At 68.2% G+C, this 25712-nt stretch carries 28 protein-coding genes; 16 read left to right on the top strand and 12 right to left on the bottom strand.

The window, feature by feature from the left end; genetic code table 11:
• Positions 1–117: 117 nt before the first annotated feature.
• Both hyi and gcl read right to left on the bottom strand, forming a co-directional pair.
• Positions 118–885: a hydroxypyruvate isomerase gene (gene hyi, locus VSO01S_RS08985; RefSeq protein ID WP_068641526.1), complete on the bottom strand. Its 768-nt coding sequence runs from the start codon at positions 883–885 to the stop codon at positions 118–120.
• A gap of 5 nt (positions 886–890) precedes the next feature.
• Entirely contained in the window at positions 891–2687 is a 1797-nt protein-coding gene (gene gcl, locus VSO01S_RS08980; RefSeq protein WP_068641524.1) for a glyoxylate carboligase, read from the bottom strand.
• Between the two features lie 126 nt (positions 2688–2813).
• Here gcl and VSO01S_RS08975 point away from each other — a divergent pair, with 126 nt between their 5' ends.
• From VSO01S_RS08975 to VSO01S_RS08930, 11 genes are all read left to right on the top strand, one after another.
• Positions 2814–3716 carry a LysR family transcriptional regulator gene (locus VSO01S_RS08975; protein ID WP_068641522.1) on the top strand — a complete coding sequence of 301 codons (903 nt, stop codon included), beginning with the start codon at positions 2814–2816 and terminating at the stop codon, positions 3714–3716.
• A gap of 29 nt (positions 3717–3745) precedes the next feature.
• On the top strand, positions 3746–4102 hold the full coding sequence (locus VSO01S_RS27075) for a hypothetical protein (protein WP_153305187.1): 357 nt from the start codon (positions 3746–3748) through the stop codon (positions 4100–4102).
• Between the two features lie 70 nt (positions 4103–4172).
• On the top strand, positions 4173–5096 hold the full coding sequence (ppk2, locus tag VSO01S_RS08970; protein WP_068641555.1) for a polyphosphate kinase 2: 924 nt from the start codon (positions 4173–4175) through the stop codon (positions 5094–5096).
• 84 nt (positions 5097–5180) lie between these two features.
• Entirely contained in the window at positions 5181–6257 is a 1077-nt protein-coding gene (locus VSO01S_RS08965; protein ID WP_068641520.1) for an extracellular catalytic domain type 1 short-chain-length polyhydroxyalkanoate depolymerase, read from the top strand.
• Between the two features lie 182 nt (positions 6258–6439).
• On the top strand, positions 6440–7714 hold the full coding sequence (gene urtA, locus VSO01S_RS08960; RefSeq protein WP_068641518.1) for an urea ABC transporter substrate-binding protein: 1275 nt from the start codon (positions 6440–6442) through the stop codon (positions 7712–7714).
• A 151-nt stretch (positions 7715–7865) separates the two neighbouring features.
• A complete protein-coding gene (gene urtB, locus VSO01S_RS08955; RefSeq protein ID WP_068641517.1) occupies positions 7866–9449 on the top strand; it encodes an urea ABC transporter permease subunit UrtB in 1584 nt (527 codons plus the stop codon).
• Positions 9446–10699 (top strand): urea ABC transporter permease subunit UrtC, encoded by a 1254-nt coding sequence (gene urtC / locus VSO01S_RS08950; RefSeq protein ID WP_068641514.1) that lies wholly within the window; start codon positions 9446–9448, stop codon positions 10697–10699. Before urtB ends, urtC begins: the two co-directional genes overlap by 4 nt.
• The gene (urtD, locus tag VSO01S_RS08945) at positions 10696–11571 is read left to right on the top strand and encodes an urea ABC transporter ATP-binding protein UrtD (RefSeq protein ID WP_068641512.1); all 876 of its coding nucleotides are present in this window, start codon (positions 10696–10698) and stop codon (positions 11569–11571) included. Before urtC ends, urtD begins: the two co-directional genes overlap by 4 nt.
• Before the next feature lie 3 nt (positions 11572–11574).
• Positions 11575–12267 carry an urea ABC transporter ATP-binding subunit UrtE gene (gene urtE, locus VSO01S_RS08940; protein ID WP_068641510.1) on the top strand — a complete coding sequence of 231 codons (693 nt, stop codon included), beginning with the start codon at positions 11575–11577 and terminating at the stop codon, positions 12265–12267.
• 99 nt (positions 12268–12366) lie between these two features.
• Positions 12367–13599, top strand: a complete 1233-nt coding sequence (locus tag VSO01S_RS08935; RefSeq protein ID WP_068641508.1) for an MFS transporter — start codon at positions 12367–12369, stop codon at positions 13597–13599.
• A gap of 58 nt (positions 13600–13657) precedes the next feature.
• Positions 13658–13948 (top strand): nucleotidyltransferase family protein, encoded by a 291-nt coding sequence (locus VSO01S_RS08930; RefSeq protein WP_068641506.1) that lies wholly within the window; start codon positions 13658–13660, stop codon positions 13946–13948.
• 25 nt (positions 13949–13973) lie between these two features.
• Here VSO01S_RS08930 and VSO01S_RS08925 read toward each other — a convergent pair whose 3' ends face one another.
• From VSO01S_RS08925 to VSO01S_RS08895, 8 genes are all read right to left on the bottom strand, one after another.
• Complete coding sequence (locus VSO01S_RS08925) at positions 13974–15398, bottom strand: MFS transporter (RefSeq protein WP_068641504.1); 1425 nt, start codon at positions 15396–15398, stop codon at positions 13974–13976.
• 7 nt (positions 15399–15405) lie between these two features.
• Positions 15406–17016 (bottom strand): OpgD/OpgG family glucan biosynthesis protein, encoded by a 1611-nt coding sequence (locus VSO01S_RS08920; protein WP_068641501.1) that lies wholly within the window; start codon positions 17014–17016, stop codon positions 15406–15408.
• 81 nt (positions 17017–17097) lie between these two features.
• Positions 17098–17601, bottom strand: a complete 504-nt coding sequence (locus VSO01S_RS08915; protein ID WP_068641498.1) for a cyclic nucleotide-binding domain-containing protein — start codon at positions 17599–17601, stop codon at positions 17098–17100.
• 52 nt (positions 17602–17653) lie between these two features.
• On the bottom strand, positions 17654–18148 hold the full coding sequence (locus VSO01S_RS27510; RefSeq protein ID WP_068641496.1) for a hypothetical protein: 495 nt from the start codon (positions 18146–18148) through the stop codon (positions 17654–17656).
• A gap of 141 nt (positions 18149–18289) precedes the next feature.
• A complete protein-coding gene (locus tag VSO01S_RS08905; RefSeq protein WP_068641494.1) occupies positions 18290–19126 on the bottom strand; it encodes an urease accessory protein UreD in 837 nt (278 codons plus the stop codon).
• A 12-nt stretch (positions 19127–19138) separates the two neighbouring features.
• Positions 19139–19642, bottom strand: a complete 504-nt coding sequence (locus VSO01S_RS08900; protein ID WP_068641493.1) for a nucleoside deaminase — start codon at positions 19640–19642, stop codon at positions 19139–19141.
• Between the two features lie 69 nt (positions 19643–19711).
• The gene (locus VSO01S_RS28245) at positions 19712–19882 is read right to left on the bottom strand and encodes a hypothetical protein (RefSeq protein ID WP_308418048.1); all 171 of its coding nucleotides are present in this window, start codon (positions 19880–19882) and stop codon (positions 19712–19714) included.
• Positions 19879–20736, bottom strand: coding sequence for a Bug family tripartite tricarboxylate transporter substrate binding protein (locus tag VSO01S_RS08895; protein ID WP_308418047.1), 858 nt, complete (start codon positions 20734–20736; stop codon positions 19879–19881). Before VSO01S_RS08895 ends, VSO01S_RS28245 begins: the two co-directional genes overlap by 4 nt.
• A 133-nt stretch (positions 20737–20869) precedes the next feature.
• Between VSO01S_RS08895 and VSO01S_RS08890 the strand changes: the two genes are divergently transcribed.
• From VSO01S_RS08890 to VSO01S_RS08875, 4 genes are all read left to right on the top strand, one after another.
• Complete coding sequence (locus VSO01S_RS08890) at positions 20870–21124, top strand: DUF3297 family protein (RefSeq protein ID WP_068641491.1); 255 nt, start codon at positions 20870–20872, stop codon at positions 21122–21124.
• Between the two features lie 65 nt (positions 21125–21189).
• Positions 21190–21801 (top strand): sulfite oxidase-like oxidoreductase, encoded by a 612-nt coding sequence (locus VSO01S_RS08885; protein WP_068641489.1) that lies wholly within the window; start codon positions 21190–21192, stop codon positions 21799–21801.
• Complete coding sequence (locus tag VSO01S_RS08880; RefSeq protein ID WP_068641487.1) at positions 21798–22583, top strand: FAD-binding oxidoreductase; 786 nt, start codon at positions 21798–21800, stop codon at positions 22581–22583. Before VSO01S_RS08885 ends, VSO01S_RS08880 begins: the two co-directional genes overlap by 4 nt.
• Positions 22580–22978, top strand: coding sequence for an OsmC family protein (locus tag VSO01S_RS08875; protein WP_068641485.1), 399 nt, complete (start codon positions 22580–22582; stop codon positions 22976–22978). The genes VSO01S_RS08880 and VSO01S_RS08875 overlap by 4 nt, the downstream gene beginning before the upstream one ends.
• 29 nt (positions 22979–23007) lie before the next feature.
• Here VSO01S_RS08875 and VSO01S_RS08870 read toward each other — a convergent pair whose 3' ends face one another.
• Together VSO01S_RS08870 and VSO01S_RS08865 are read right to left on the bottom strand one after the other, a co-directional pair.
• On the bottom strand, positions 23008–23832 hold the full coding sequence (locus VSO01S_RS08870; protein WP_068641483.1) for a YihY family inner membrane protein: 825 nt from the start codon (positions 23830–23832) through the stop codon (positions 23008–23010).
• Complete coding sequence (locus tag VSO01S_RS08865) at positions 23832–24617, bottom strand: IclR family transcriptional regulator domain-containing protein (protein WP_068641481.1); 786 nt, start codon at positions 24615–24617, stop codon at positions 23832–23834. The genes VSO01S_RS08870 and VSO01S_RS08865 overlap by 1 nt, the downstream gene beginning before the upstream one ends.
• A 160-nt stretch (positions 24618–24777) precedes the next feature.
• On the opposite strand from VSO01S_RS08865, the gene VSO01S_RS08860 reads away from it, so the two are divergent.
• The gene (locus tag VSO01S_RS08860; RefSeq protein WP_068641479.1) at positions 24778–25698 is read left to right on the top strand and encodes a shikimate dehydrogenase family protein; all 921 of its coding nucleotides are present in this window, start codon (positions 24778–24780) and stop codon (positions 25696–25698) included.
• Positions 25699–25712 lie beyond the last annotated feature (14 nt).

The raw sequence follows: 25712 nt of genomic DNA, 5'->3' as shown, positions 1-25712 counted from the left end.
TGATCGTGAATTCGTTCAGTGCCAGGACTCCCGCGGAACCGGCTTTGCCGGGTCGCAGGGAGTGCCCCCTGCAAGGGGGGTGGCGGCCACACGAAGTGGGCAAGCCTGGGGGTGTGCTTATGGTCTCCAGCCCAGGCCTTCGGCCGTGGTGGCGCGCGGCTTGTATTCGCAGCCGATCCAGCCGGCGTAGCCCAGGCTGTCGATGTGCTTGAACAGCCAGGCGTAGTTGATTTCGCCCGTGCCCGGCTCGCCGCGGCCCGGGTTGTCGGCCAGCTGGATGTGGCCGATGCGCGCGAACTGCTTGCTGAGCGTGTTGCCCAGCTCGCCTTCCATGCGCTGCGCGTGGTAGATGTCGTACTGAACGAACAGGTTGCTCGAATCCACCTCGTCGAGAATGGCCAGCGCCTGGTCGGTGCGATTGACGAAGAAGCCGGGGATGTCGAAGGTGTTGATCGGCTCGATCAGCAGGCGGATGTTGGCCGCCTGCAGCTTCCTGGCGGCAAAGCGCAGGTTCTCCACCAGCGTCTTGCGCGCGTCGGCTTCGCTCACGCCGGCCGGCAGCTTCCCGGCCAGGCAGTTGACCTGAGGGCAGCCCAGGGCGGTGGCGTATTCGATGGCGCGGTCCACGCCGGCGCGGAACTCCTCCACCCGGTCGGGGTGGCAGGCAATGCCGCGCTCGCCGGCATCCCAGTCGCCCGCGGGCAGGTTGTGCAGCACCTGCTTCAGGCCGTTGGCCTGGAGCGCGGCGACCAGCTCTTCCTTGGTGAAGGGGTAGGGGAACAGGTACTCCACCGCTTCGAAGCCGGCCTTGGCGGCCGCCTCGAAGCGCTGCATGAACGGCAGCTCGGTGAAGAGCATCGTGAGGTTGGCAGCAAACTTGGGCATGGCGATCAGTCCAGCAGTGCGACGGCGGCGATCGAGGTGGGGGCGTCGGACGCGTCCTTGGCCAGTTCCTCGAACTCGGTGACGTTGTCGATCTCGGTACCCATGGCGATGTTGGTCACGCGCTCGAGCATCACTTCGATGACCACGGGCACGCCGAACTCGGCCATCAGCTTCTCGGCCTGCGCGATGGCGGGCGTCATCTGCTCCTGCCGGGTCACGCGGATGGACTTGCAGCCCAGGCCCTCGACCACCTTCATGTGGTCCACGCCGTAGCTGGCTTCCACGCCGGCGTCGGGGCCGGCATTGACGTTCTCGAAGCCCAGCTGCACGCAGTAGTCCATCTCGAAGCCGCGCTGCGCCTGGCGGATCAGGCCCAGGTAGCTGTTGTTCACCACGATGTGGATGTAGGGCAGCTTGAACTGCGCGCCCACGGCCAGCTCCTCGATCATGAACTGGAAGTCGTAGTCGCCGGACAGCGCGACGATCTTGCGCGAGGGGTCGGCGGCGCGCACGCCCAGCGCGGCGGGAATGGTCCAGCCCAGCGGGCCGGCCTGGCCGCAGTTGATCCAGTTGCGCGGGTTGTACACGTGCAGGAACTGCGCCGCGGCGATCTGCGACAGGCCGATCGTGCTCACATAGCAGGTCTCGCGGTCGAAGTTGCGGTTCATGCACTGGTAGACGCGCTGCGGCTTCATCGGCACGTCGTCGAAGTTGGTCTTGCGCAGCATGGTCTTCTTGCGCTCCAGGCACTCGCCGGCCCAGGCCTTGCGGCTGGGCAGCTTGCCCTTGGCCTTCAGTTCCTCGGCCACTTCGACGAACAGCTCCAGCGCGGCCTTGGCGTCGGACACGATGCCGAAGTCGGGCGTGAACACGCGGCCGATCTGCGTGGGCTCGATGTCCACGTGCACGAACTTGCGGCCCTTGGTGTAGACGTCGACCGAGCCGGTGTGGCGGTTGGCCCAGCGGTTGCCGATGCCCAGCACGAAGTCGCTGGCGAGCATGGTGGCGTTGCCGTAGCGGTGGCTGGTCTGCAGGCCGCACATGCCGGCCATGAGCGGGTGGTCGTCGGGGATGGTGCCCCAGCCCATCAGGGTGGGGATCACCGGCACGCCGGTGGCTTCGGCAAAGCGCACAAGCAGGTCGGCCGCGTCGGCGTTGATGATGCCGCCGCCGGCCACGATGAGCGGGCGCTCGGCCGCGTTCAGCATGGCGATGGCCTTCTCGATCTGGGCGCGGTTGGCCGCCGGCTTGTACACGGGCAGCGGCTGGTAGGTGTCGATGTCGAACTCGATCTGCGCCATCTGCACGTCGAAGGGCAGGTCGATCAGCACCGGGCCCGGGCGGCCCGAGCGCATCAGGTGGAAGGCCTGCTGGAACACCTGCGGCACCTGGCCGGGTTCGCGCACGGTGACGCTCCACTTGGTGACCGGCTTGGAGATGGACTCGATGTCCACCGCCTGGAAGTCTTCCTTGTACAGGCGTGCGCGCGGGGCCTGGCCGGTGATGCACAGGATCGGGATCGAATCGGCCCAGGCCGAGTACAGGCCCGTGATCATGTCGGTGCCGGCCGGGCCGGAGGTGCCGATGCACACGCCGATGTTGCCGGCCTTGGCGCGGGTGTAGCCCTCGGCCATGTGCGAGGCACCTTCCACGTGGCGCGCCAGGATGTGCGCGATGCTGGCCTGCTTGCGCAGGGCGGAATACAGCGGGTTGATGGCGGCGCCGGGCACGCCGAATGCCTGGGTGACGCCTTCCTTTTCCATCACCAGGACGGCTGCCTGGGCTGCGGTCATCTTTGCCATGGATATCTCCTTGAGTGCCTCTGATTTGGGTTGATGCGACTTTAGGGAGGGGGGCTTGCCGGCAGAAGACGCCGCAGGGCCATAAAAGCTATTCCAAACTGGAATGAATGCGCCTAGCATCGGCGCATGGATCGACTACTTGCCATGGAAATGTTCGTGCGGGTGGTGGAGACCGGCAGCTTTTCCAAGGCCGCGCGCGAGTTCAACACCACCCAGCCCACCGTCACCAAGCAGGTGGCCGCCACCGAGACGCGCCTGAAGGCGCGCCTGCTCAACCGCAACACGCGCGGCGTGAGCCTGACCGAGGCCGGCGCGCTGTACTACGACAAGTGCAAGAGCATCGTGCGCGACGCGCAGGACGCGGAAAGCATCGTGCGGCTGCGCCAGTCGCAGGCGCAGGGCATGCTGCGCATCGGCACCTCGGTGGCCTTCGGCCGGCGGGTGATCGTGCCGCTGGCGCTGGAATACATGGCCCTCAACCCGCAGGTGCAGGTGGACCTGAGCTTCGAGGACCGCTATGTGGACCTGGTGGCGCAGGGCATCGACGTGGCGGTGCGCATGGGCAAGCTGGCCGATTCGTCGCTGGGTGCGCGCTTCCTGGGCCGCAACCCGTGGATGATCGTGGCCGCGCCGTCCTACCTCAGGAAGCACGGCACGCCGCGCCGGGCGCAGGAGCTGAGCGGCCACGTGGCGCTGATCTACAGCAGCGTGGTGGGCGACGACGTGTGGCAGATGCACACGCCCAAGGGCGAGGCGGTGACGGTGCCGGTGACGGGGCGGCTGCGCTCCAACAACGTGTCAGCCGTGCTGGCCGCGGCGCGCGCGGGGCTGGGCGTGGCGCTGATGCCGCGCTATGTGGCCGAGGAATCGATCAAGGCCGGCACGGTGGTCGAGGTGCTGGCCGACCACGGCCTGGCCGAGCAGGAGATCCACGCGGTGTTCCCCTCGCCCAAGCTGGTGCCGGGCAAGGTGTCGAGTTTCGTTGCGTTTTTGCAGGGGCGGTTCGACGAGAACTGGTGGGCGCGTTAGGCTTGCGCCCACATCAAGGAGGAAGCCTCATGCGCATGCATCATCTGCTTTTGTCGAGTAGGCGCCCGAGGCGGCGGCTGCTCCTTCCCGCGCTGCTGCCGATTCTGCTGGCAGCCTGCCAGGCGCCTTCCGGTCCTCGCCCGCTGGGGCCCGACGTGCCGCCCCCGCCGCAGGTGGTGGACGCCTTCCGGTGCAATGCGGGTGAGTCGCGATTTGCGTTGGGGCAGGTCGTGACGCCGGCCCTGCTGGACGAGGCGCGCGACCGCACGGGTGCGCGCTCGGCCGTCACGGTCAAGGCGGGCGAGACGCCTTCGCCGGCCGATCCGCTGCGGCTCTTGATCCAGGTGGATGCGCAGGGGAAGATGAACGGGGCGCGCTGCGGCTAGAGCCCTGTCACCCCAGGGTCATGCGTTCGGCCCATGATGGCGTGTTTCCCTCCAACGCACAGAGATGGCCATGACCCTGCCCAGTTCCCTCAACGGCGGCGAGCGCGACTTGATGGAGCGCCTCGCCCGCGACCTGGTCGACAGCTATGACGAGGAGATCGAGCTCGAGCTCGAGGACCGCGAGATCGACGAGGCTGGCGCGGTGCGCGGCGCCGACAACAAGGAAGCCCGGCGCCTGTACTTCCGCGAGCTGTTCCGCCTGCAGGGCGAGCTGGTCAAGCTGCAGGACTGGGTGCAGAACACCGGCCAGCGCGTCGTCATCCTCTTCGAAGGGCGCGACGCGGCCGGCAAGGGTGGCGTCATCAAGCGCATCACCCAGCGCCTGAACCCGCGCGTGGTGCGCGTGGCCGCGCTGCCGGCGCCCAACGACCGCGAGCGCACGCAGTGGTACTTCCAGCGCTACGTGGCGCACCTGCCGGCCGCGGGCGAAATGGTGCTGTTCGACCGCAGCTGGTACAACCGCGCCGGCGTGGAGAAGGTCATGGGCTTTTGCACGCCGGAGGAGTACGAGGAGTTCTTCCGCAGCGTGCCCGAATTCGAGCGCATGCTGGTGCGCTCGGGCATCCGGCTCATCAAGTACTGGTTCTCCATCACCGACGACGAGCAGCACATGCGCTTTCTCGGGCGCATCCACGATCCGCTCAAGCAATGGAAGCTCAGCCCCATGGACCTGGAAAGCCGGCGCCTGTGGGAGGAGTACACCAAGGCCAAGGAAACCATGCTCGACCGCACCCACATCCCCGAGGCGCCCTGGTGGGTGGTGCAGGCGGTGGACAAGAAGAAGGCGCGGCTGAACTGCATCCACCACCTGCTGCAGCAGATGCCGTATCACGAAGTCGAGCACCCGCCCGTCGCCCTGCCGGCGCGCGTGCGCAACGCCGACTACCTGCGCCATCCGGTGCCGGCCGAGATGATGGTGCCCGAGGTCTATTGATTCGAACACAGACAGCGCAGGAGGGCGGGCGCCGTGGCCGGCGCAGAAGCTGCTAAGGTGCACTGACAGGTACCGACGCACTTCATGGCCCGCCGCCGATCATCCACTTCGCCCGCTTCCGTTCTGGCCAAGGCCTACGAGCGCAACTTCAAGGCCATGACGCGGGCCACGCTGGCGGGCGGCCGCAAGCTCGCGGGCCAGGTCAAGCGCGCTGCTGCGCAGATCAACCGGCCGCCGCCTGGCCCGGGCGACTGGCTGCCGGGCGTGGCGCTGGGCCCCGCAGGGGCGCGGCGCTATCACCTGTACCGGCCGCCGGCGCTTCAGCTCGCGCCCGGCGAGAAGCTGCCGCTCATGGTCATGCTGCACGGCTGCGCCCAGACCGGGCGCGACCTGGCCGTGAGCACGCGAATGAACCGGCTGGCCGCGCGCGAGCGCTTTTTCGTCCTCTATGTGGACCAGGACCGGCTGGCCAATGCGCACGGCTGCTGGAACTGGTTCGAGCGGCGCTCGGGCAAGGCCGACGCCGAGGCCACCACCATCATGGCGGCGTTCGACCAGGTTGCCATGCTGTACCCGGTGGACCGCGACCGCGTGGCGCTGGCGGGCCTGTCGGCCGGTGCCAGCATGGCGGCGCTGCTGGCCACGCGCCATCCCTTGCGCTTCCAGGCCGTGGCAGCGCATTCGGGCGTGGCGCCGGGCGCCGCCAAGTCGGCTACTACAGCCCTCAGTGCCATGCGCGGCAAGCACATGCCACCGGTGCTGGCCACCGCCGTGGGCAAGGCCATGGGCGCCGCCGCGCTCTTCACCACCTTGCCGCCGCTGATGGTGCTGCATGGCGATGCCGACGATGTGGTGTCCATCGCCAATGCGCAGAGCCTGGCCGACGTGTGGGCCACCGCCACCGGCGCGCGGCCGGGCACCTCGCGGGTGCTGCAGCGCGGGCAGCGCTATCCGGCGCGGCTGACCGAGTTCCGCCGTGCCGGCCGCACGCAGGTGCTGGTGTGCGAGATCGAAGGGCTGGGCCACGCCTGGAGCGGCGGCCTGGGCAGCCAGCCTTTTTCCGATCCGCGCGGGCCGGATGCCACGCGCATGATCTGGGCCTTTGCGCAGCGCGCCTTTCGCGAGAACAAGCCCACCCCCGTATCGGCTCACTCCGTGTAGCCGAGTACCCCCTCGAGGGGGCAACACCTGCGGCCTGGCAGAGCCAGTTCCGCGGTGTTTCCCGCTTGGGTTTTTGCCGATTCATCGATTGAGGGGCTTGTACGCCACCGGGCGTATTTGCGCCAAAGAGGTGCAGACCCAGACTTGAGTCACCGATTCATACACACAACCGGAGAAGACTCATGCATCTGCAACAACGCCGCTTCACCCTCAAGGCACTTTCCGCCGCGGCCCTGCTGGCCTCGGCGGGCATCAGCGCCCACGCGCAGGACACCATCAAGGTCGGCGTGCTGCACTCGCTGTCGGGCACCATGGCGATTTCGGAGACGGTGCTCAAGGACACCGTGCTCATGGCCATCGACGAGATCAACGCCAAGGGCGGCGTGCTGGGCAAGAAGCTCGAGCCCGTGGTGGTGGACCCGGCCTCCAACTGGCCGCTGTTCGCCGAGAAGACCAAGCAGCTGCTGGGCCAAGACAAGGTGTCCGTCATCTTCGGCTGCTGGACCTCGGTGAGCCGCAAGTCGGTGCTGCCGGTGGTCGAGGAGATGAACGGCCTCCTGTTCTACCCCGTGCAGTACGAGGGCGAGGAACTCTCCAAGAACGTGTTCTACACCGGCGCCGCGCCCAACCAGCAGGCCATTCCGGCGGTGGACTACCTGATGAGCAAGGAAGGCGGCGGCGCCAAGCGCTGGGTGCTGCTGGGCACCGACTACGTCTATCCGCGCACCACCAACAAGATCCTGCGCGCCTACCTCAAGAGCAAGGGCGTGGCCGACAAGGACATCGACGAGAAGTACACCCCCTTCGGCCACAGCGACTACCAGACCATCGTGGCCGACATCAAGAAGTTCTCGGCCGGTGGCAAGACCGCGGTGGTGTCCACCATCAACGGCGACTCCAACGTGCCCTTCTACAAGGAGCTGGGCAACGCGGGCCTCAAGGCCAAGGACGTGCCGGTGGTCGCCTTCTCGGTGGGCGAGGAAGAGTTGCGCGGCGTGGACACCAAGCCGCTGGTGGGTCACCTGGCCGCCTGGAACTACTTCATGAGCATCAAGAACCCGACCAACACCGAGTTCATCAAGAAGTGGAGCGACTATGCCAAGGCCAAGAACATCCCCGGCCACAAGGACAAGCCGCTGACCAACGACCCGATGGAAGCCACCTACATCGGCATCAACATGTGGAAGCAGGCCGTGGAGAAGGCCAAGAGCACCGACACCGACAAGGTGATCGCCGCCATGGCCGGCCAGACCTTCAAGGCGCCCTCGGGCATCGTCTCCAAGATGGACGAGAAGAACCACCACCTGCACAAGAGCGTGTTCATCGGCGAGATCAAGGCCGACGGCCAGTTCAACGTGGTGTGGAAGACCAAGGAGCCGGTCAAGGCCAAGCCCTGGAGCCCGTACATCGAAGGCAACGACAAGAAGCCCGACTACCCCGCCGGCAAGTCGATGTAACTGCTGCCTTTCTCCCTCCCCCGCTGGGGGAGGGCAGGGGTGGGGGCAGGCGGCGCTCGATGTCGCTGCTGCACTCGTTCTGGGACGCTGCGGTGCCCCCACCCCAACCCTCCCCCAGAGGGGGAGGGCGTGATGCCAACTTCTCTCAAAGATGCTTCGACGAATCCTCCATGGCGCATTCGCCGCCACTCTGCTTACGGCACTGGCCGCGCACGCGCTGACCCGCGACGAGGCGCTGGCCATTGCCACCGGCGACACCGAGGAGCGCGTTGCGGCCCTCAACAAGGCCGTGGCGCAGGCCGACGACAAGACGGCCGCCTTCATCCAGGCGCTGCAGGACGACGCCGTCAAGTTCAAGGACGAGCAGGTCTTCGTCATGAAGGACGACAAGGCCTTCGATCCGGTGAGCGGCGCAGCACTCAAGCTGCCCGAAGACGCCGAGGATGTGGTCAACAACAACCTCATGCGCGGTGCGCTCGATGCGGCGCAGGCCGCGCTGCAGCTGTCGAGCCAGGACGACGCGGTGCGCGCCGCCGCCGCGCAGGCCCTGTTCAAGGAGCCCGACGAATCGCGCGTGCCGCTGGTCGACAAGGCGCTGGCCGCCGAGACCAACCCCAAGATCAAGGCGCAGCTCGAACTGGTGCGCGCCGCGGGCCTGCTGGGCAGCAGCGACAAGGCCAGGCGCCTGGCCGCCGCCAAGGACCTGGGCAGCAACCGCAACCCCGAGACCAAGCTGCTGCTCAACCAGCGCCTGGCCGACGAGACCGATGCCGAGGTCAAGGCCGCCATCCAGCTCGCGGTGCAGAACATCGACGCCTCGCTGGTGTGGGGCGACCGGCTCAATGCCGTGTTCAGCGGCGTGAGCCTGGGCTCGGTGCTGCTGCTGGCGGCCCTGGGCCTGGCCATCACCTACGGGCTGATGGGCGTGATCAACATGGCGCACGGCGAGCTGATGATGATCGGCGCCTACGCCACCTTCGCCGTGCAGGGCGTCTTCCAGAAGTTCCTGCCCGCGTCGCTGTTCGACTGGTACCTGGTGGCGGCCATTCCGGTGGCCTTCTGCGCTTCGGCGCTGGTGGGCGCCATTCTCGAGCGCGGCGTGATCCGCTTCCTGTATGGCCGGCCGCTGGAGACGCTGCTGGCCACCTGGGGCATCAGCCTGATGCTGCAGCAGCTGGTGCGCTCCCTCTTCGGCGCGCAGAACGTGGGCGTGGAGAACCCGGCGTGGATGAGCGGCGGCCTGCAGCTCTTGAGCAACGTGACGCTGCCCTGGAACCGCATCTGCATCATCATCTTCGCTGGTCTGGTGCTGCTGGCCATGGGCTGGCTCATCGGCCGCACGCGCCTGGGCCTGTTCGTGCGCGGCGTGACGCAGAACCGGCCGATCGCCTCGTGCATGGGCGTGAACACGGCGCGCATCGACACCTACGCCTTCGCGCTGGGTTCGGGCATCGCGGGCCTGGCGGGCTGCGCGCTCTCGCAGATCGGCAATGTGGGTCCCGACCTGGGCCAGAGCTACATCGTCGACTCGTTCATGGTGGTGGTGATGGGCGGCGTGGGCCAGCTGGCCGGCACCGTGTATGCGGCGTTGGGCCTGGGCATCCTGAACAAGTTCATCGAAGGCTGGGCCGGCGCCGTGCTCGCGAAGATCGCGGTGCTGGTCTTCATCATCATCTTCATCCAGAAGCGGCCGCAGGGCATCTTCGCAGTCAAGGGCCGGAGCGCAGAGGCATGAGCAAGGTCGTACTCCCGACAAAAGGACCGCTCTTGAGCGGCAAGGGCTGGACGGCCTTCTTCGTGGCGCTGATCGCGGTGTGCGCGGTGGCACCGGTGCTCAACCTGTGGGTGCCCGCGGGCAGCGCCTTCCACATGAGCGACTACGCCGTGGCGCTGGTGGGCAAGATCATGTGCTACGCCATCTGTGCGCTGGCCATGGACCTGATCTGGGGCTACACCGGCATCCTCTCGCTGGGCCACGGCCTCTTCTTCGCGCTGGGCGGCTACATGATGGGCATGTACCTCATGCGCCAGATCGGCCGCGACGGCAACTACAAGAGCGACCTGCCGGACTTCATGGTGTTCCTGGATTGGAAGGAACTGCCCTGGCACTGGGCGCTGTCGGACAGCTTCGTGGCCACGCTCGTCCTCATCGTCGCGGTGCCGGGGCTGCTGGCCTTCGTGTTCGGCTTCTTCGCCTTCCGCTCGCGCATCAAGGGGGTGTACTTCTCCATCATCACGCAGGCCATGACCTTCGCGGCCATGCTGCTGTTCTTCCGCAACGAGACGGGCTTCGGCGGCAACAACGGCTTCACCGACTTCAAGCGCATCCTGGGCATTCCGATCGCCACGCAGGAAATGCGCATGACGCTGTTCGCGCTCACCGGCCTCACGCTGCTGGCCTTCTTCCTGTTCGCCAAGTGGCTCATCGGCAGCAAGTTCGGCCGCGTGCTGCAGGCCATCCGCGACGCCGAGTCGCGCGTGATGTTCTCGGGTTACAACCCGCTGCCCTACAAGCTCACCATCTGGGTCATCTCGGCCATGATGTGCGGCGTGGCCGGGGCGCTGTACGTGCCGCAGGTGGGCATCATCAACCCGAGCGAGATGAGCGCGGCGGCCTCCATCGAGATCGCCATCTGGACGGCGGTGGGCGGGCGCGCCACGCTGGTGGGGCCGATTGCCGGCGCCTTCATCGTCAACGGCGCCAAGAGCTGGCTGACGGTGGCATATCCGGAGTTCTGGCTGTACTTTTTGGGTGCGCTGTTCATCGCGGTGACGCTGTTCCTGCCTGACGGCATCGTCGGCCTGATCCGCAAGCTGACCTCGCGCCGCAGCGGCGAAGAGGCGGCCCTGCGTGCTGCTTCTTCCGCGCCCGCTGCGCCTGCGGATGCCGTCCGTCCGCTGCGCCGCGCCGTCGCGGCAGAAGAGGGCGCCGACACCGGCGCACTCGCACCGCTTTCCGCAGACCCGAAGGGAGCCCGCGCATGACGCCCGACCTGATGGACGCCGGCGCCGAGCGCATCGCCCGCCACCTGCACCCGCACGACCCGCTGCACACCGAGTCCGGCGGCCGCACCGCGGGCTTCGGCCGCGTGGTCGAACCCGGCGAGGTGGACGTGGCGCACGGCCGCATCCTGTACCTGGAAGACGTGAGCGTGAGCTTCGACGGCTTCAAGGCCATCAACAAGCTGAGCCTGGACATCGCGCCGGGCGAGCTGCGCTGCATCATCGGCCCCAACGGCGCGGGCAAGACCACGATGATGGACATCATCACCGGCAAGACGCGGCCCGACGAGGGCACGGTGTTCTTCGGCAGCACCATCGACCTGCTGCGCCACAAGGAAGCGGAGATCGCCCAGCTGGGCATCGGCCGCAAGTTCCAGAAGCCGACCGTGTTCGAGCACCTTAGCGTGTTCGAGAACCTGGAGCTGGCGCTGAAGACCGACAAGGGCGTGAAGGCGTCGATGCGCTTCAAGCTCGACTCGGCGCAGAGCGACCGCCTGGCCGAGGTGCTGGAGACCATCCACCTGGCGGCAAGCGTCTCGCGCATGGCGGGCAACCTCAGCCACGGCCAGAAGCAGTGGCTGGAGATCGGCATGCTGCTCATGCAGGACCCCAAGCTGCTGCTGCTGGACGAACCCGTGGCCGGCATGACCGACGAGGAAACTGCGCGCACGGCCGAACTGTTCCTCTCGCTCAAGGGCCAGCATTCGCTGATGGTGGTGGAGCACGACATGAGCTTCATCAAGACCATCTCGGACATCGTCACCGTGCTGTGCGACGGCTCGGTGCTGGCGCAGGGCACGCTGGACGAAGTGCAGGCCGATGAACGCGTGATCGAGGTGTACCTGGGACGATAAGAAATGCTGAGCGTCAAGAACATCCACCAGTACTACGGCGGCTCGCACATCCTGCGCGATGTGAGCCTTGAGGCCCGGCTGGGCAAGGTCACGGTCCTCCTGGGCCGCAACGGCGTGGGCAAGACCACGCTGCTGAAATCGCTGATGGGCCTGGTGCCGATCAAGAGCGGCAGCATCGAGCTGGACGGCAAGCCCATCCACAAGGCCACGCCCTACGAGCGCGCCCGCGCCGGCATCGGCTTCGTGCCGCAGGGCCGCGAGATTTTTTCGCGCCTGACGGTGGAAGAGAACCTGCGCATGGGCCTGGCCTACAAGAGCGCGGGCACGCCCATTCCGGCGGAACTGTTCGAGCTGTTTCCGGTGCTCAGGCAGATGATCAACCGGCGCGGCGGCGACCTGTCCGGCGGGCAGCAGCAGCAACTGGCCATTGCCCGCGCCCTGGCGCCCCGGCCCAAGCTGCTGATCCTGGACGAGCCCACCGAAGGCATCCAGCCGAGCATCATCAAGGACATCGGCCGCGTGATCCGCATGCTGGCCGACCGGGGCGACATGGCCATCATCCTGTGCGAGCAGTACTACGACTTCGCGCAGGAACTGGCCGACGACTACCTGGTGATGGAGCGCGGCGAGGTCATCGCGCGCGGGCTGGGCAAGGACATGGAAGCCCAAGGGGTGCGGCAGCTCGTGGCCATCTGAGGGGCCCTTCAAGCAAGGATATAGGGTTAACCCTAGAATTCATCCTTGCCTGCCCGGCAGCGCCGGGCTTTCGAAGAGAAATCCCCCTGGAGCCCGGCCTTGAACGCCTCACCGAGCGCGCCTTCCAACGACGACGCGGCGCCCGCCGTTTCCTCCACCGCCTTCCTGCGCGCCGTGCTGGCGCTGGGCATTGGCGGCTTCGCCATCGGCACCGGCGAATTCGTCATCATGGGCCTGCTGCCCGAGGTGGCGCGCGACATCGGCACCACCATTCCGCAGGCCGGCCACGTGATCAGCGCCTATGCGCTGGGCGTGGTGGTCGGTGCGCCGGTGCTGGCGGTGCTCACCGCCGGCTGGCGCCGGCGCGTGCTGCTGGTGGCCCTGATGGCGATGTTCGCCGTCGGCAACTTCGCCAGTGCCATGGCGCCGGGCTACCTCTCGCTCAACCTGCTGCGCTTTGCCACCGGCCTGCCGCACGGCACCTACTTCGGCCTGGCCGCACTGGTGGCGGCGGCGCTCGCGCCGCCGGGGCGTCGCGCCCGCGCGGTGGGGCTGGTGATGCTGGGGCTCACCGGTGCCACGCTGGTGGGCGTGCCCATCGCCGCCTGGCTGGGGCAGCACTGGGGCTGGCGCGCCGCCTTCGTTTTCGTGGGCGTGATCGCGCTCGTCGCCATGGTGATGATCCGGCGCGACGTGCCCGACATGGCCCCGGCTGCCGGCGCCAGCCCCTGGCGCGAACTGGGCGCGCTGGCCCGCAAGCAGGTCTGGTTCACCCTGGGCATCGCGGCCATCGGTTTCGGCGGCATGTTCGCGGTGTTCAGCTATGTGAAGCCGACGCTGATCGAGGTGTCGGGCATGCCGCTGCCCTACGTGCCCTTCGTGCTGGCGCTGTTTGGCCTGGGCATGGTCACCGGCAACCTGGTGGGCTCGCGCCTGGCCGACCGTTCGCTGATGAAGACCATCGGCGGCGTGCTGGCCTGGTCGGCGGTGGTGCTGGCGGCATTCACCTTCTCGGCCCACAACGCGGTGGCCGCCTCGTTCAACATCTTCCTCGTCGGCACGCTGGTCGCCATCGGCCCGGCGCTGCAGATCCGCCTGATGGATGTGGCCGGCGACGCGCAGGCCCTGGCCGCGGCGCTGAACCACTCGGCCTTCAACATGGCCAATGCACTGGGCGCGTGGCTGGGCGGCGTGGCCATCGGTGCGGGGCTGGGGTGGACCTCCACCGGCTGGGTGGGGGCGCTGCTGTCGCTGGCCGGCCTGGGGGTGTTCGGCTGGGCGCTGGCCAGCGCGCGGGCCGAGGGGCGGCGGGTGCGCGTGGCGGCTTGTTGAACGGGCGCAACGACACGCCCGTATTGGCTACCATAGGGCCTACTCGTTGGAGTTCCACTTGAAGCCATCCGAAGCACTCAGGTCCAACCGCGCCGCGATCCGCCGCGTGGTGGCCGCGCATCGCGCCTGCAATGCACGTGTCTTCGGCTCGGTGCTCCGCAAGCAGGACACCGACGGCAGCGACCTGGACATTCTTGTCGAACCCACGTCGGAGACCACGCTTTTCGATATCGGCGCGATTCGCCACGAACTGGCCCAGTTGCTGGGCGTATCGGTTGACGTGCTCACGCCCGGGGCCTTGCCGGCGAAGTTTCGCGACCAGGTGTTGGCGGAAGCGCAGCCCATATGAGCCGCGACAAAGGACCGTCCGCCACTCAGTTTTCGGTCAACGGCGGCGCAATCTCCTCCAGCGGCTTGCGCTCCGCATCCACCGCAAAGCGCAGCGCCAGCAGCCCGGCGCCGATGACCAGCACGGCGCCGATCGCGTAGCCCACGGCCACTGCGCCCTTGCTGCCGGTCTCGATCAGCGCGCCGAACAGCCACGGCGCCACGAACCCACCGATGCCCGTGCCCACCGCATAGAAGATGGCGATGGCCAGCGCCCGCATCTGCAGCGGAAAGACTTCGCTCACCGTGAGGTAGGCCGAGCTGGCCGCGGCCGAGGCCAGGAAGAACACCACCGACCAGCACAGCGCCTGGCTGCGCGCGTCGAGCCAGCCTTGCATGAAGGCCCAGCCGGTGGCCCCCAGGCCGATGCCCGACAGCACGTAGGTGAGGGCGATCATGCGCCGCCGCCCCACGTTGTCGAACAGCGGCCCCAAGAGCAGCGGCCCCAGCACATTGCCCAGCGCAAAGGGAAAGATGTAGAGCGCCACCTTCGAATCCGCCACGCCATGAAAGCGTGTGAGCACCAGCGCGTAGGTGAAGAAGATGGCGTTGTAGAAAAAAGCCTGCGAGATCATCAGCGCCAGCACCACGCCGCTTCGCTGGGGGTAGAGGCGCAGCAGCACATGCAGCACCTCGCGCATGGACGGCGAGCGGCCGGTTCTGCGAGAAGCGGCCGCCGCGGGAACCGCGCACTCCGACAAGGGGCCGCATTCGCGCCGCACCTGTTCCTCGATCTGCGCAATGATGCGCTCCGCTTCATCGGGCCGGCCGTGCAGCGCCAGCCAGCGCGGGCTTTCCGGCACGTCGCGGCGCACCAGCAGGATTGCCACGGCCAGCACCGCACCGAGTCCGAAGCACACGCGCCAGCCCCATTGCGGGCCCAGCACGCGCTCGTCCAGCAACAGCAGGCTCAGACCCGCGCCCAATGCTGCCCCCAGCCAGAAGCTGCCGTTGATCGCCAGGTTGACGCGCCCGCGCACGCGCGCGGGAATCAGCTCGTCGATGGCGGAGTTGATGGCCGCGTATTCGCCGCCGATGCCAAGGCCGGTGGCGAAGCGGCACAGCGCGAAGAACAGGAAGTCGGTGGCAAAGGCCGTGGCAAAGGTAGCGCAGGCATACAGCGCCAGGGTGAGCAGGAACAGACGCTTGCGCCCCAGCCGGTCGGCCAGCCGGCCGAAGAGCAGGGCCCCCAGGACCGCGCCGCCCACATAGAGCGATGCGCTGGCGCCGACCTCGGTGGCGCTCAGCGCCAGCGTGTCGCCGCGCTCCAGCACGCCGCCCAGCGAGCCGACCAGCGTCACCTCCAGCCCGTCGAGCACCCAGGCCACGCCGAGCGCCGTCACCACGCGCCAGTGCCAGCGCGACCAGGGCAGGCGGTCCAGCCGCGCGGGGATGTCGTGGCCCGTCGTCACGTCGGCATCAGACCTTGCGCGCGTCCAGCGCGGGCGGCGTCCATTCGTAGAGCCAGGTTTCGCTCAGGCTGCGCTGGCCCGTCTTCAGATACAGGCGGATGGTGATGGGGTCGAGCGCCTCGGACGGCACCACGTCGAACATCACGCGCGCACCCTTGAGCGCCGCCAGCGGCCGGGCCGAAACGATCTCGGCGCGTCCGCTGCTCAAGCTGATGCGCGGCTCGACCTTGGCGGTGCGCCAGTCGAGCGTGGCCAGCGGACCGCCCGCGAAATCGACCGCGAAGCGCCAGGCGTAGTGCGCGCGCTTCTTGCCCACCACGCCGCCCACGCCGGTGCGGGTGGCGACGCAGGTCGCGAGCGTGGACTGCACCGGCGGCCTGGACCCCCAGTAGAGGCGATAGCCGAACAGCGCCTCCTTGCCCGGTTCCAGCTTCTGCGCGGGGCTCCAGAAGGCGACGATGTTGTCCAGCGTTTCGTCCACGGTGGGAATCTGCACCAGCGACACGGCGCCTTCGCCCCAGTCGGCCTTGGGCTCCACCCACAGCGAAGGGCGCTTGTCGTAGAACACGCCGTCGTCCTGGTAGTGGTCGAAGTCGCGGTCGCGCTGCAGCAGGCCGAAGCCCTTGGGGTCGCGATCGGCAAACGAATTGAAGCTGAGGTTGACCGGGTTGGTCAGCGGGCGCCAGATCCATTCGCCGGATCCGCTGTTCATGGCCAGGCCGTCCGAATCGTGGATTTCCGGGCGCCAGTCGTTGGCCATGCGGCGGTCGTTCTCTCCGGCCAGGTACATGCTCGTGCATGGGGCGATGCCCAGCCGCTCGATGCGCTTGCGCGGATAGAGCGCCGCGTCCACGTCCATCACCAGCGGCTCGCCCGGCGTGATGGCCATCCGGTAGGCGCCGGCCACGCTCGGCGAGTCGAGCAGCGCGTGCACCACCAGCGTGGAGGAGTGCGGGTCGGGCTGCTCGAAATAGAAGTCGGTGAAGTCGGGAAATTCTTCCTCGCGCCCGAGCGCCGTGTCCACCGCCAGGCCGCGGGCCGACAGGCCGTACTGCCCTTCGCGACCCACCGCGCGAAAGTAGCTCGCGCCCAGGAAGGCCGCCACGTCGCTCTTGAAGCCGTCGCGCCGGGAATGCAGCCGAAAGCCCGCAAAGCCGAGGTCCCGCGGCTGCCTGGCGCCGTTCAGACCGCTCTTGCCATAGTCGAACATGCCGGGGTCGTAGGCCAGCTGGCGTGCCTGGCCGCCGGCTACCTCGAACATCCGCACCGGCCGCTTGTAGTACAGGCCCAGGTGAAAGAGGCTCACGCGAAACTGCAATGCCTTGTCGTTCCACAGGGCATGGTCGGGCTTGAAGCGGATGGCCTGGTACTGGTCCCAGTCGAGCGCCGCCACATCCGGCGGCAGCGGGCGCCCATGCGGCTCGTAGGGCCGCGATGCCAGGTTGCTGGCAGCCCCCTTGAGCCAGGCGTAGTCGAAGGGCTGCGCTTCTCCCACCAGCGCCTGCGGGCCGTCGGCCCGATCAGCCGCTGCCGCAAGCGTTGTTGCCACGCCCGCGAAGCCGGACCCGGCAATGGCACCGCCGGCGCCGGCCGCACCGAGAAAGGTCCGTCTTCGCATGCCGGAAAAGTCTAGGCCGCACGCCACGCGAACCCTGTCGGACGGGACGCCGGGCCGGCCGAGTCGTTTGTAGACAGCGCATCAGCCTTGCTGCCGCAGCAGGCGCTCGATCAGTTCGCGCTCGGACGTGGTGGCGGCGCGAAACAGCGAGTTGAAGGTGGCGCGAAGGCGCCGGCTGAGCTCGCGCGCGATGTTCATCTGCATCAGCGCGAACTGCCGCGTGTCATGCTCGAAGAAGTCGTGCAGCAGGCCGGTTTCCATCTCGAGCACCCGGCAGTCCTGCAGCGCCAGCACGGAGGCGCTGCGCTTGCCCAGATCCAGCAGGGCCATCTCGCCGAAGCATTCGCCCGCGTCCAACTCGCGCAGCAGCACCTCGTGGTCGTCCCAGCGGCGCTGCACGGCGACTCGCCCGTTCAGCAGTACGAACAGGCCGGTGCCGGTTTCTCCTTCGCGGGTGATGTGGCTGCCAGCGGCGTATTCGCCGGTGCGCGAGCGCGCCAGCAGGAAGTGCAGCGCGTTGTCGTCGACGCCGCCGAAGATCGCCATCTGCTGCAAGGCTTCGCACAGCGAGGTGTTGTCCTGCATCTGCCGCTCCCGTTCGCTGGTTGGGCGGCCAGTGTAGGCCTGCTGCGGGAATTCAGGTGGGCGGGCGCGCCAGCAGCAGCACCCCCACGATGGCGATGATGAGTGCGAGCACGATCCAGACGATGGGCCCGCGTTGACGCCGCGCGCGCTGCGGCCCTTCCAGCCGGCCGGGCAGCGAGCGGACGTCGTCGAGGCTCTGGTCGGCGTCGAAGCGCGTGTCGGCCTGGATGGCCGCCAGCTGGCGCTGCAGCAGCTCGGGCTCGCGCGCATCGTCTGCGCCGTGCAGCCTTTCGCCGCGCATGCGCCGGCAATAGGCCGAGAACACCCGCCCTTGCGTGGTCAGGCCGATGTCCTCGCCGCTCATGGCCAGGATGCCGTGGTCGATGAGTGCGTCGAAGCCGCGTCGCACCGCCGGGCGCTCGTGGACCGGAACGCGCATCTGCAGGCCGGTGCGCGAGGTGCGGGGCGTGCCCGCTTCCGCGCAGCGCTGGCGCACCAGGGTGACCAGCACGGCGGCAAAGGTCGCGCGCTCGGTCATTGCATCCATATCGTGGTTTCTGGAGGCCGTGGTGTCCATGGCAAGCAGCCGGGTGGCGCCCGGCAGGTCTTGCAATGATTTTGTCAGGGGCTTCGTCCAGAAGCTGTGTCCGAATGCATTCGCCCCCAAGGGCGGTGCGGCTACCGTTGGCTACATCGCCCAGATGCGCGGCGCCTTGGCTTCCATCTGCCAGAGCGTGGCGCGCCAGGCGCTCCAGACCTGCCGCAGCAGTTGCATCGCCGGCTCCACCACCGGAGCGAGCACGCGCAGCACGATGATTTCGGCGTGCGGGCTGGTCACGCCGGCGCTGGCGCGAAGGCCGCTGGCCCCGACGATGCCGCGTGCCGCCTCCAGCGCGGCTTCGCGCCGGCCGCGGTCGATGGGTGAGCCCGCCACGAAGAACAGCGACGCCAGGCAGCGCTGGCCCGCCAGGCCCAGCGGACTGTTCATGAGGCGCGTGTCCGCCGCGTCGATGCGCCCGCGCTCCAGCCACACGCCGGGCACTTCGATGTGCTGCAGCAGGCTGCCGTGCTCGAAGGGTTGGCTGGCATTGGGCAGGCCCAGCGCCACCACGTCCCAGCCGATGAGTTCGGCGCCCGGCGCGGGCTCGATGCGCAGGTGGTTCTCGGCCCGGCAGGCGCTGTAGCAGATGGCCTCCAGCGGCAGCCATTCGAGCCGCGTGCCGCCTTCCAGCACGAGCCGGGTGCGCTGCACCGCGCGCTCGCCTTCGCTGCGGTAGAAGCGGCTGGCGCCCGGCGTGGTGATCAGGCCGTGGCTGCCGCGCGCGGCGCGCACGTCGATCTGCAGCGTGTCGCCACCCACCAGCCCGCCCGGCGGATGGATGAGCACGTTGTGGCAGACGGCATCGCCTTCGGGGTAGAGGCTTTGCAGGATGCGCAGCGGGCCGTCGTGGCTGAAGCGGGCGATGCTGCGCGCGCGCGGTTCGTCGCGCTGGTAGTTCAGGTCAAGCCGGGCGTGCCAGGGCATGGATGCAACGGCTCATTCTTTCCACGCGCCAATGTGCGCGGCCAGGGCTTCGTCGACCAGCGCCGGCCCGATGCATTCGATGGCATGCGGCGAGGCGCCGAACACCTCCCGGCACGACAGCTGCGCATCGCGCTGGTCGGCATGGTCGCCGCGAAAGACCCGCAGCCGGGGCGCATCGACCCCGTACACCACGCGGCCGATGGCCGACCAGAAGATGGCGCCCGCGCACATCACGCAGGGCTCGGCCGAGGAATAGAGCGTGGCCCGGGCCAGTTCGTCGCGCGGGATCTGGCGCGCACCCAGCATGCGCACCGCATTGATCTCGGCATGGCCGGTGCAGTCGCCCGTCTCGCCGCTGTTGCAATAGGCTTCGGCCAGGATCTCGCCCGATTCGGACACGATCACCGCGCCGAAGGGCCGGTTGCCGCGCCGGCGGGCCGCGTGTGACCAGACGATGGCCTTGCGCAGGTAGCGGCCGTCGCGTTCATCGAGTTGTTTTTCTTCGGAAAAGCTCATGCACCGCAATCATGCACGAGGCGTGCCACCGGCCCATTCCGGGGCCCGGGCATGGCAAGCATGCGGCCGCTACTCGGCGCGAATGTCGTTGTTCTTCACCACATCGCCCAGCAGCTTGTAGTTCTCGCGCGTCATCGCGCCCAACTGCTCGGGCGTGCCGCCGCCGGGCTCGTCCCCGCGGTCGGCGATGGTCTTTTGCACCTTCGGGTCTTTCAGTGCGGCATTGGTGGCCGTGTTCACCTTGCGGACGATCTCCGGGCTGAGGCCGGCCGGCCCGACATGCCGATGAAGGAAATCACCTGGAAGTCCTTGATGCCGCGCTCGGTGGCTGTGGGGACGTCGGGGAAGGCCGGGATGCGCTTGGGACCGGTGGCCATCAGCGGCCTGAGCTGTCCCGACTTGATGAAGGGCGCCACCACCGAGGCCGCATCGAACATGCACGGAATGCGGCCGGCCACCAGGTCGGTCATGGCCGGACCGCTGCCCTTGTACGGCACGTGGCTCATCCTGGGCTTGCCGATGCGCTCGCGGAACAGCTCCATGGTGGTCTGCACCAGACTGCCGGGACCGCCCGAGGCGTAGTCGACGATCTTGCCTTCCTTGTCCTGCTGCTTCACCCAGGCGATGAATTCCTCGACTGTCTTGACCGGCAGCGAGGACGGCACCACCAGCAGCAAGCCGGACGTGAGCAGCAGTCCGATCGGCGTGAGCTTGAGCGGATCGGCCACCGGCGTGTTGCGGTAGGTGTGCGGGTTCAGCACCATGTTGCTGCCGTTGCCCACCAGCAGGCGGTAGCCGTCGGGCGCCGACTTGGCGATGTAGTCGGTGGCGATGTTGCCGTTCACGCCCGGCTTGTTGTCGATGACCACGCTTTGCTTGAGGCTCTCCTGCATCACGGCGGTGAGCACGCGGCCCGCGAAATCGGTCTGCCCGCCCGGCGGATAGCCCACCACCAGCGTGACCGGCTTGGTTGGCCAGGCATCCTGCGCCAGGGCCAGTTCGGGCAGCAAGGCCGCCGCGAGGCCGCCAAGGCCGATGTGCTGCAGCGCACTGCGGCGAGACGAAAGAGAGGGCTGGGGGTGCTTGAATGCCATCGCGTGTCTCCCCTTGGCAAGGCCAGGTGCGAAATCATAGGAGGGGCAGGCGATGCCCACAAGCGGACCTATGATCGGGCGGTTCGCGGGCCAACCCCATGCGCCCGCGCCAGCACGACCGCTTTTTTTCACGATGACCGACACCACCTCCAAGCCGCCGCTTCCCGACCACCTCTCCATCGACCCGCGCAGCCCGCACTACGTGGCGGAAATCTTCGAGCACGACATCGGCATCCGCTTCAACGACAAGGAGCGGCACGACGTGGAGGAGTACTGCATCAGCGAAGGCTGGGTGAAGGTGCCCGCGGGCAAGACGCTCGACCGCAAGGGCAACCCGCTGATGCTCAAGCTCAAGGGCAAGGTGGAGGCCTTCTACAAGGAGGCGTGAACTTGCGCCGTTGCCTGTGCAGGCCATACCATGCCCGCACACCATTCACAGGGAGCTGAATAGAAATGGCAACTCGCGGATTCACCGGCCGCCGCCCTGCTGCGGCCACCGCCAACCGGCTGCCGCCGGGGCAATACCTCACCGACGACTTTCCGGTGCTGGCCAAGGGGCCCACGCCGCGCATCGACATGGCGCGCTGGCGCTTCGAACTCTTCGACGGTCCGCGTCCGCTGGCCGGGTGGAGCTGGCACGATTTCCAGCAGTTGCCGCGCACGCGCTGGCAGGGCGACATCCATTGCGTGACCAAGTGGTCGAAGTTCGACACGCTGTGGGAGGGCGTGGGCATCGACGACCTGCTGGCCGCTGCCGGCCTGCCTGCCCCGCCCACGCCATGGGTGCTGGCCCTGGGCTTCGACGACTACGACACCAACGTCCCCATGGCCGACCTGGCCGGCGGGCGCGCCATGGTGGCCACGCATTTCGACGGCCGGCCGCTCGAACCCGCGCATGGCGGCCCGGCGCGCCTGCTGGTGCCGCATCTCTATTTCTGGAAGAGCGCCAAGTGGCTGCGCGGCCTGCGCTTCACGCAGCGCGACGAGGCCGGCTTCTGGGAGCTGCGCGGCTACCACATGCATGGCGATCCGTGGAAGCAGCAACGCTTCTCGGACGACGAATGAACGCCGCGGCAGGCAAGGCGGCCACTTCGTGGCATGAGGCCGTGATCGAGCGCATCGAGCCTCTCACCCCGCGCATCGCCAGCGTGCGGCTCAAGGCGCCGCTGGCGCAGCCGGTGGCCGGGCAGCATGTGGACGTGCGGCTCACGGCCGAAGACGGCTACAGCGCGCAACGCAGCTATTCCATCGCATCGGCGCCGTCCGCGCCGCACATCGAGCTGATGATCGAAAAGCTCGACGACGGCGAGGTGTCGCCGTACTTCCACGACGTGGCGCAGGCGGGCGACACCATCGAGGTGCGCGGCCCGCTGGGCGGCCACTTCATCTGGTCGCCGGCCGATGGCGGGCCGCTGCTTCTCATCGCGGGTGGGTCGGGCCTGGCCCCGCTCATGGCCATGGTGCGCGCCTGGCGCGATGCCGGCAGCGAAACGCCGCTCATGCTGGTGTATTCGGCCCGCACCTGGGCCGAGCTCGCCTTTGTGGAAGAACTGCAGCAGCTGCAGGTGCAGGCACCGGAACACTTCCTCTTCGTGGCCGTGACCACGCGCGAATCGCCGCGCCGCGCGGGCGACCTGGGGCGCCGCCTGAACGCCGCGCAACTGCAGGGCCTGTTGTCGCGCTGGGCGCAGGTGCCGCGCCATGTCTATGTGTGCGGCTCGAACGCCTTCGTCGAAGCCGTCACCGACGGCCTGCTGCTGGCCGACGTGGCGGCTGCGGCGATCCGCACCGAGCGCTACGGCGGCACCGAATCCACTCTCAACCCAAAAATAGGAGTCCAGACATGACCATTTCCGTGCGCCGCGACGACCTCGCCGGCACCCGCCACCGCGTGCAGATCCGCCAGCACAGCTTCACGGTGGATGCCTCGCCGGCCGGCGGCGGCAAGGACGAGGGCCCGAGCCCGCACGACCTGTACGACGCCGCGCTGGCTTCGTGCAAGGCGCTCACGGTGCTGCTCTACGCCAAGCGCAAGGGCATGCCGCTGGAAGACATCGAGGTGCAGGTGGAACGCGACGACAGCCAGGAGCGCCAGGGCACCTACAAGCTCAAGACCGTGCTGCATCTCACCGGCCCGCTCGACGACGCGCAGCGCGCCGAGCTGCTGCGGGTGGCCGGCAAGTGCCCGGTGCACCGCCTCATGAGCGAGGTCAAGACCGAGATCGAGACCGTGCTGGCCTGAAGCGCGGCAAAAAGGGGCGGCCCCGGGCCTCAGGCCCGGGCCAGCCGCCCGCCTGGCCGGCGCCGCGCAAGCGCCAGGTTGGCCGTGGTCATGGCCGCCACCAGCGTGACCAGCCACGAGAAATACACCCACAGCAAAAACATGGGCAGCGTGGCGAAGGCCCCGTAGACCGCCTTGTACGTCGGCACCTTGACCAGGTAGTGGGTGAAGCCCCGCTTGCCCAGCTCGAAGCCCACGCTGGCGATCACCCCGCCCACCAGCGCGTCGCGCAGCTGGACCGTGGTGTTGGGCACGAAGTAGAACAGGCTCGCCAGCGCCACGACGCCGAGCATGAGCGGCCCGAGATCCAGCACGAAGGCGAGCGACGGCGGCAGCGCCTTGATCAGGCCCATGGAGCTGCCCAGCAGGTACGACGTGGCCCACAGGCTCAGGCCCAGCACGAGCGGCCCGAGCGCCAGCATCAGCAGGTACATGCCCACCCGCCTGAGGAAAGGCCGGTTCCTGCGCACCTGCCACATCTGGTTGAGCGCGTTCTCCACCGTGAGCAGCATGGCCACTGCCGTGCACAGCAGGAACAGCGAGCCGACCCAGGTCAGGCCATGGGCGTTGATAGCGAACTTGTTCAGGTACTTGAGCACCGTGCGGGCGATGTCGGCTGGCAGCAGGCTGCCCAGCAGGACATGTTCGAGCGCGTCCTTCAGGCGCCGGAAGACCGGGAAGCGGGCGATGAGCGCCAGGCTCACGGCCAGCAGGGGCACCATGGACAGCAGCGTGGTGAAGGTCAGGCTGCCGGCAACCTGGGGCAGGCGCTCCTTTCTGGCGCGCTCGAAGGTCAGGCGGGTGAGGGCGAACATCAGATGAGGTTGCGCATGGCCTGCGCGGTTTCGCGCAGCACTGGCAGCACGCGCGCCACTGCGTCTTCGCTCGACTCGTGCCCCATGGGCATGGTGATGTTGAGCGCCCCCACCAGGTCGCCGCGCCGGTCGCGCAGCGGCACGGCGATGCCGCGCGAGTTCAGGTCCAGCTGCTGCTCCGACAGCGACCAGCCTTGGGCGCGGATGCGGGCCAGCTCCAGCCGCATGCGCTCCTTGCTCGAAATGGTGTGCGAGGTGAACACCGCCAGCTCGTGCGTGGCCAGCCACTGGGCCTGCTCCTCATCGCTGCGCATGGCCAGCATCAGCATGCCGGCGGCGGTGACCTGCGCCGGCACGCGCGCGCCCAGCACGTAGCCGGTGCTCATGCTGCGGTTGGGGCCGTTGCGCGCGATGTAGACCACCTCGTCGCCGTCCATCACCGAGAGATACGCGATCTCGTGCGTGCCCGCCGCCACCCGCTGCAGGAAGGGCTGCACGATGCGCGGCAGCCGCGCCGACTCCAGGTACGACTGGCCCAGCCGCAGCACGCGCGGCGTGAGCCAGAACAGCTTGCCGTCGCTGGCGACAAAGCCCATGTGCTGCAGGGTGAGCAGGTAGCGGCGCGCGGCGGTGCGCGTCATGCCGGTGCGCTGGCCGGCCTGGCTGGCGGTCATGCGCGGGTTGGCGTCGTCGAAGGCCTCGATGATGCTCACGCCGCGCTCCAGCCCGGCGATCCAGTCGCGCTTGTCCAGGCCCGGGGGCGGCTCCTTGCTGTCGTTGTCCATGGTGGCGAGGTATTCCCTTGATTTGCTCAATGTTCGCACAGCATTGTTCGATGATCGATCGCTGAGCGAATTTTATTGTTGCGATGCTCCCGGCTGCGGCTACAGTGCGAGCCTGCCACAACCGCGCCGAGCGATAGTCGAACAACGAAAGTTCTTCTTCATGTACACCATCCAAGGCTCCACCGATCTTTTCCTGATGCCGGGCGACCCGGTCACCAACGTGCGCGTGCCGCGCATGTTCAACGCGGTGTTCGAGCGCTTCGGCATCGACGCGGTGATGGTGCCGGCGCGGGTGCCGGTGCGCGACCTGGCGGTGTTCCTCAAGGCCAGCTTCCTCGCCAGGAACATCCGCGGCATGGTGATCGCGCCGCCGCACAAGCCGCTGGTCATCAGCCTGCTGGACGGCTGCGGGCTGCTGGGCCGCGTGGCCGGCTCGGTGAACATCGTGCGGCGCACCGAAAGCGGCGAACTGGAAGGCGACCTGTTCGACGGCGAGGGCTTCACCTCGGCGCTGGAGCACTTCAACATTCCCTATCGCGGCAAGCGCGTGCTGATCCTCGGCGCGGGCGTCACCGGCGCGGCCATGGGCGTGGCGCTGGCCGACGGCGGCACGGTGGACGGCGCGGCGCATGTGGCTTTCTACGACCCCGTGGCCGGCAAGGCCGCAGGCCTGGCGGCGCAGCTCGACGCCTTCTTCGACGCCACGGTCGTGGCGGTGGCCTCCAGCGACCCGGCCGGCTACGACCTGGTGGTCAACGCCTCGCAGATGGGCCTGGAGGCTGTGGACGGCCTTCCCTGCGACGTGGCGCGCATCGAGCCGCACGCCGCGGTGTTCGACGTGCTGCTGCGCGGCCAGCCCACGCCCTTCGTGCGTGCGGCGCGTGCGCGCGGGCTGCATGCGCAGCCGGGCTTCGAGATGCTGATCCAGCAGATTCCGTACTACCTGGACTACTACGGCTACACCGAGGCCGCGCAGGGCGTGCGCGAGGACAGCGGCTTCTTGCGCGACCTGGTCTACCCGGCGGCGCTGGCCCAAGAGGCGCGCAACCCGCAGCGCTACCGCTCGGACAGCGTGGCCTGAGAAAAGAACAGGTG

The sequence above is a fragment of the Variovorax soli NBRC 106424 genome, assembly GCF_001591385.1.
Lineage (GTDB): Bacteria > Pseudomonadota > Gammaproteobacteria > Burkholderiales > Burkholderiaceae_C > Variovorax > Variovorax soli.
Note: the sequence above shows the minus strand (reverse complement) of the source record. Positions and strands in the feature narration are given on the sequence as shown.

Bases quoted from the DNA above. Each gene is read 5' to 3' on its own strand.
- urtA (WP_068641518.1), top strand. From the start codon at position 6,440: ATGCATCTGCAACAACGCCGCTTCACCCTCAAGGCACTTTCCGCCGCG.
- VSO01S_RS08875 (WP_068641485.1), top strand. From the start codon at position 22,580: ATGACCATTTCCGTGCGCCGCGACGACCTCGCCGGCACCCGCCACCGC.
- VSO01S_RS08900 (WP_068641493.1), bottom strand. From the start codon at position 19,642: ATGAGCTTTTCCGAAGAAAAACAACTCGATGAACGCGACGGCCGCTAC.
- urtE (WP_068641510.1), top strand. From the start codon at position 11,575: ATGCTGAGCGTCAAGAACATCCACCAGTACTACGGCGGCTCGCACATC.
- hyi (WP_068641526.1), bottom strand. From the start codon at position 885: ATGCCCAAGTTTGCTGCCAACCTCACGATGCTCTTCACCGAGCTGCCG.
- VSO01S_RS08885 (WP_068641489.1), top strand. From the start codon at position 21,190: ATGGCAACTCGCGGATTCACCGGCCGCCGCCCTGCTGCGGCCACCGCC.
- VSO01S_RS08975 (WP_068641522.1), top strand. From the start codon at position 2,814: ATGGATCGACTACTTGCCATGGAAATGTTCGTGCGGGTGGTGGAGACC.
- VSO01S_RS08920 (WP_068641501.1), bottom strand. From the start codon at position 17,016: ATGCGAAGACGGACCTTTCTCGGTGCGGCCGGCGCCGGCGGTGCCATT.
- VSO01S_RS08895 (WP_308418047.1), bottom strand. From the start codon at position 20,736: ATGGCATTCAAGCACCCCCAGCCCTCTCTTTCGTCTCGCCGCAGTGCG.
- VSO01S_RS08860 (WP_068641479.1), top strand. From the start codon at position 24,778: ATGTACACCATCCAAGGCTCCACCGATCTTTTCCTGATGCCGGGCGAC.
- VSO01S_RS08915 (WP_068641498.1), bottom strand. From the start codon at position 17,601: ATGCAGGACAACACCTCGCTGTGCGAAGCCTTGCAGCAGATGGCGATC.
- urtC (WP_068641514.1), top strand. From the start codon at position 9,446: ATGAGCAAGGTCGTACTCCCGACAAAAGGACCGCTCTTGAGCGGCAAG.
- VSO01S_RS08905 (WP_068641494.1), bottom strand. From the start codon at position 19,126: ATGCCCTGGCACGCCCGGCTTGACCTGAACTACCAGCGCGACGAACCG.
- VSO01S_RS08965 (WP_068641520.1), top strand. From the start codon at position 5,181: ATGGCCCGCCGCCGATCATCCACTTCGCCCGCTTCCGTTCTGGCCAAG.
- ppk2 (WP_068641555.1), top strand. From the start codon at position 4,173: ATGACCCTGCCCAGTTCCCTCAACGGCGGCGAGCGCGACTTGATGGAG.
- gcl (WP_068641524.1), bottom strand. From the start codon at position 2,687: ATGGCAAAGATGACCGCAGCCCAGGCAGCCGTCCTGGTGATGGAAAAG.
- VSO01S_RS08890 (WP_068641491.1), top strand. From the start codon at position 20,870: ATGACCGACACCACCTCCAAGCCGCCGCTTCCCGACCACCTCTCCATC.
- VSO01S_RS08870 (WP_068641483.1), bottom strand. From the start codon at position 23,832: ATGTTCGCCCTCACCCGCCTGACCTTCGAGCGCGCCAGAAAGGAGCGC.
- urtB (WP_068641517.1), top strand. From the start codon at position 7,866: ATGCTTCGACGAATCCTCCATGGCGCATTCGCCGCCACTCTGCTTACG.
- VSO01S_RS27075 (WP_153305187.1), top strand. From the start codon at position 3,746: ATGCGCATGCATCATCTGCTTTTGTCGAGTAGGCGCCCGAGGCGGCGG.
- VSO01S_RS08880 (WP_068641487.1), top strand. From the start codon at position 21,798: ATGAACGCCGCGGCAGGCAAGGCGGCCACTTCGTGGCATGAGGCCGTG.
- urtD (WP_068641512.1), top strand. From the start codon at position 10,696: ATGACGCCCGACCTGATGGACGCCGGCGCCGAGCGCATCGCCCGCCAC.
- VSO01S_RS27510 (WP_068641496.1), bottom strand. From the start codon at position 18,148: ATGGATGCAATGACCGAGCGCGCGACCTTTGCCGCCGTGCTGGTCACC.
- VSO01S_RS08865 (WP_068641481.1), bottom strand. From the start codon at position 24,617: ATGGACAACGACAGCAAGGAGCCGCCCCCGGGCCTGGACAAGCGCGAC.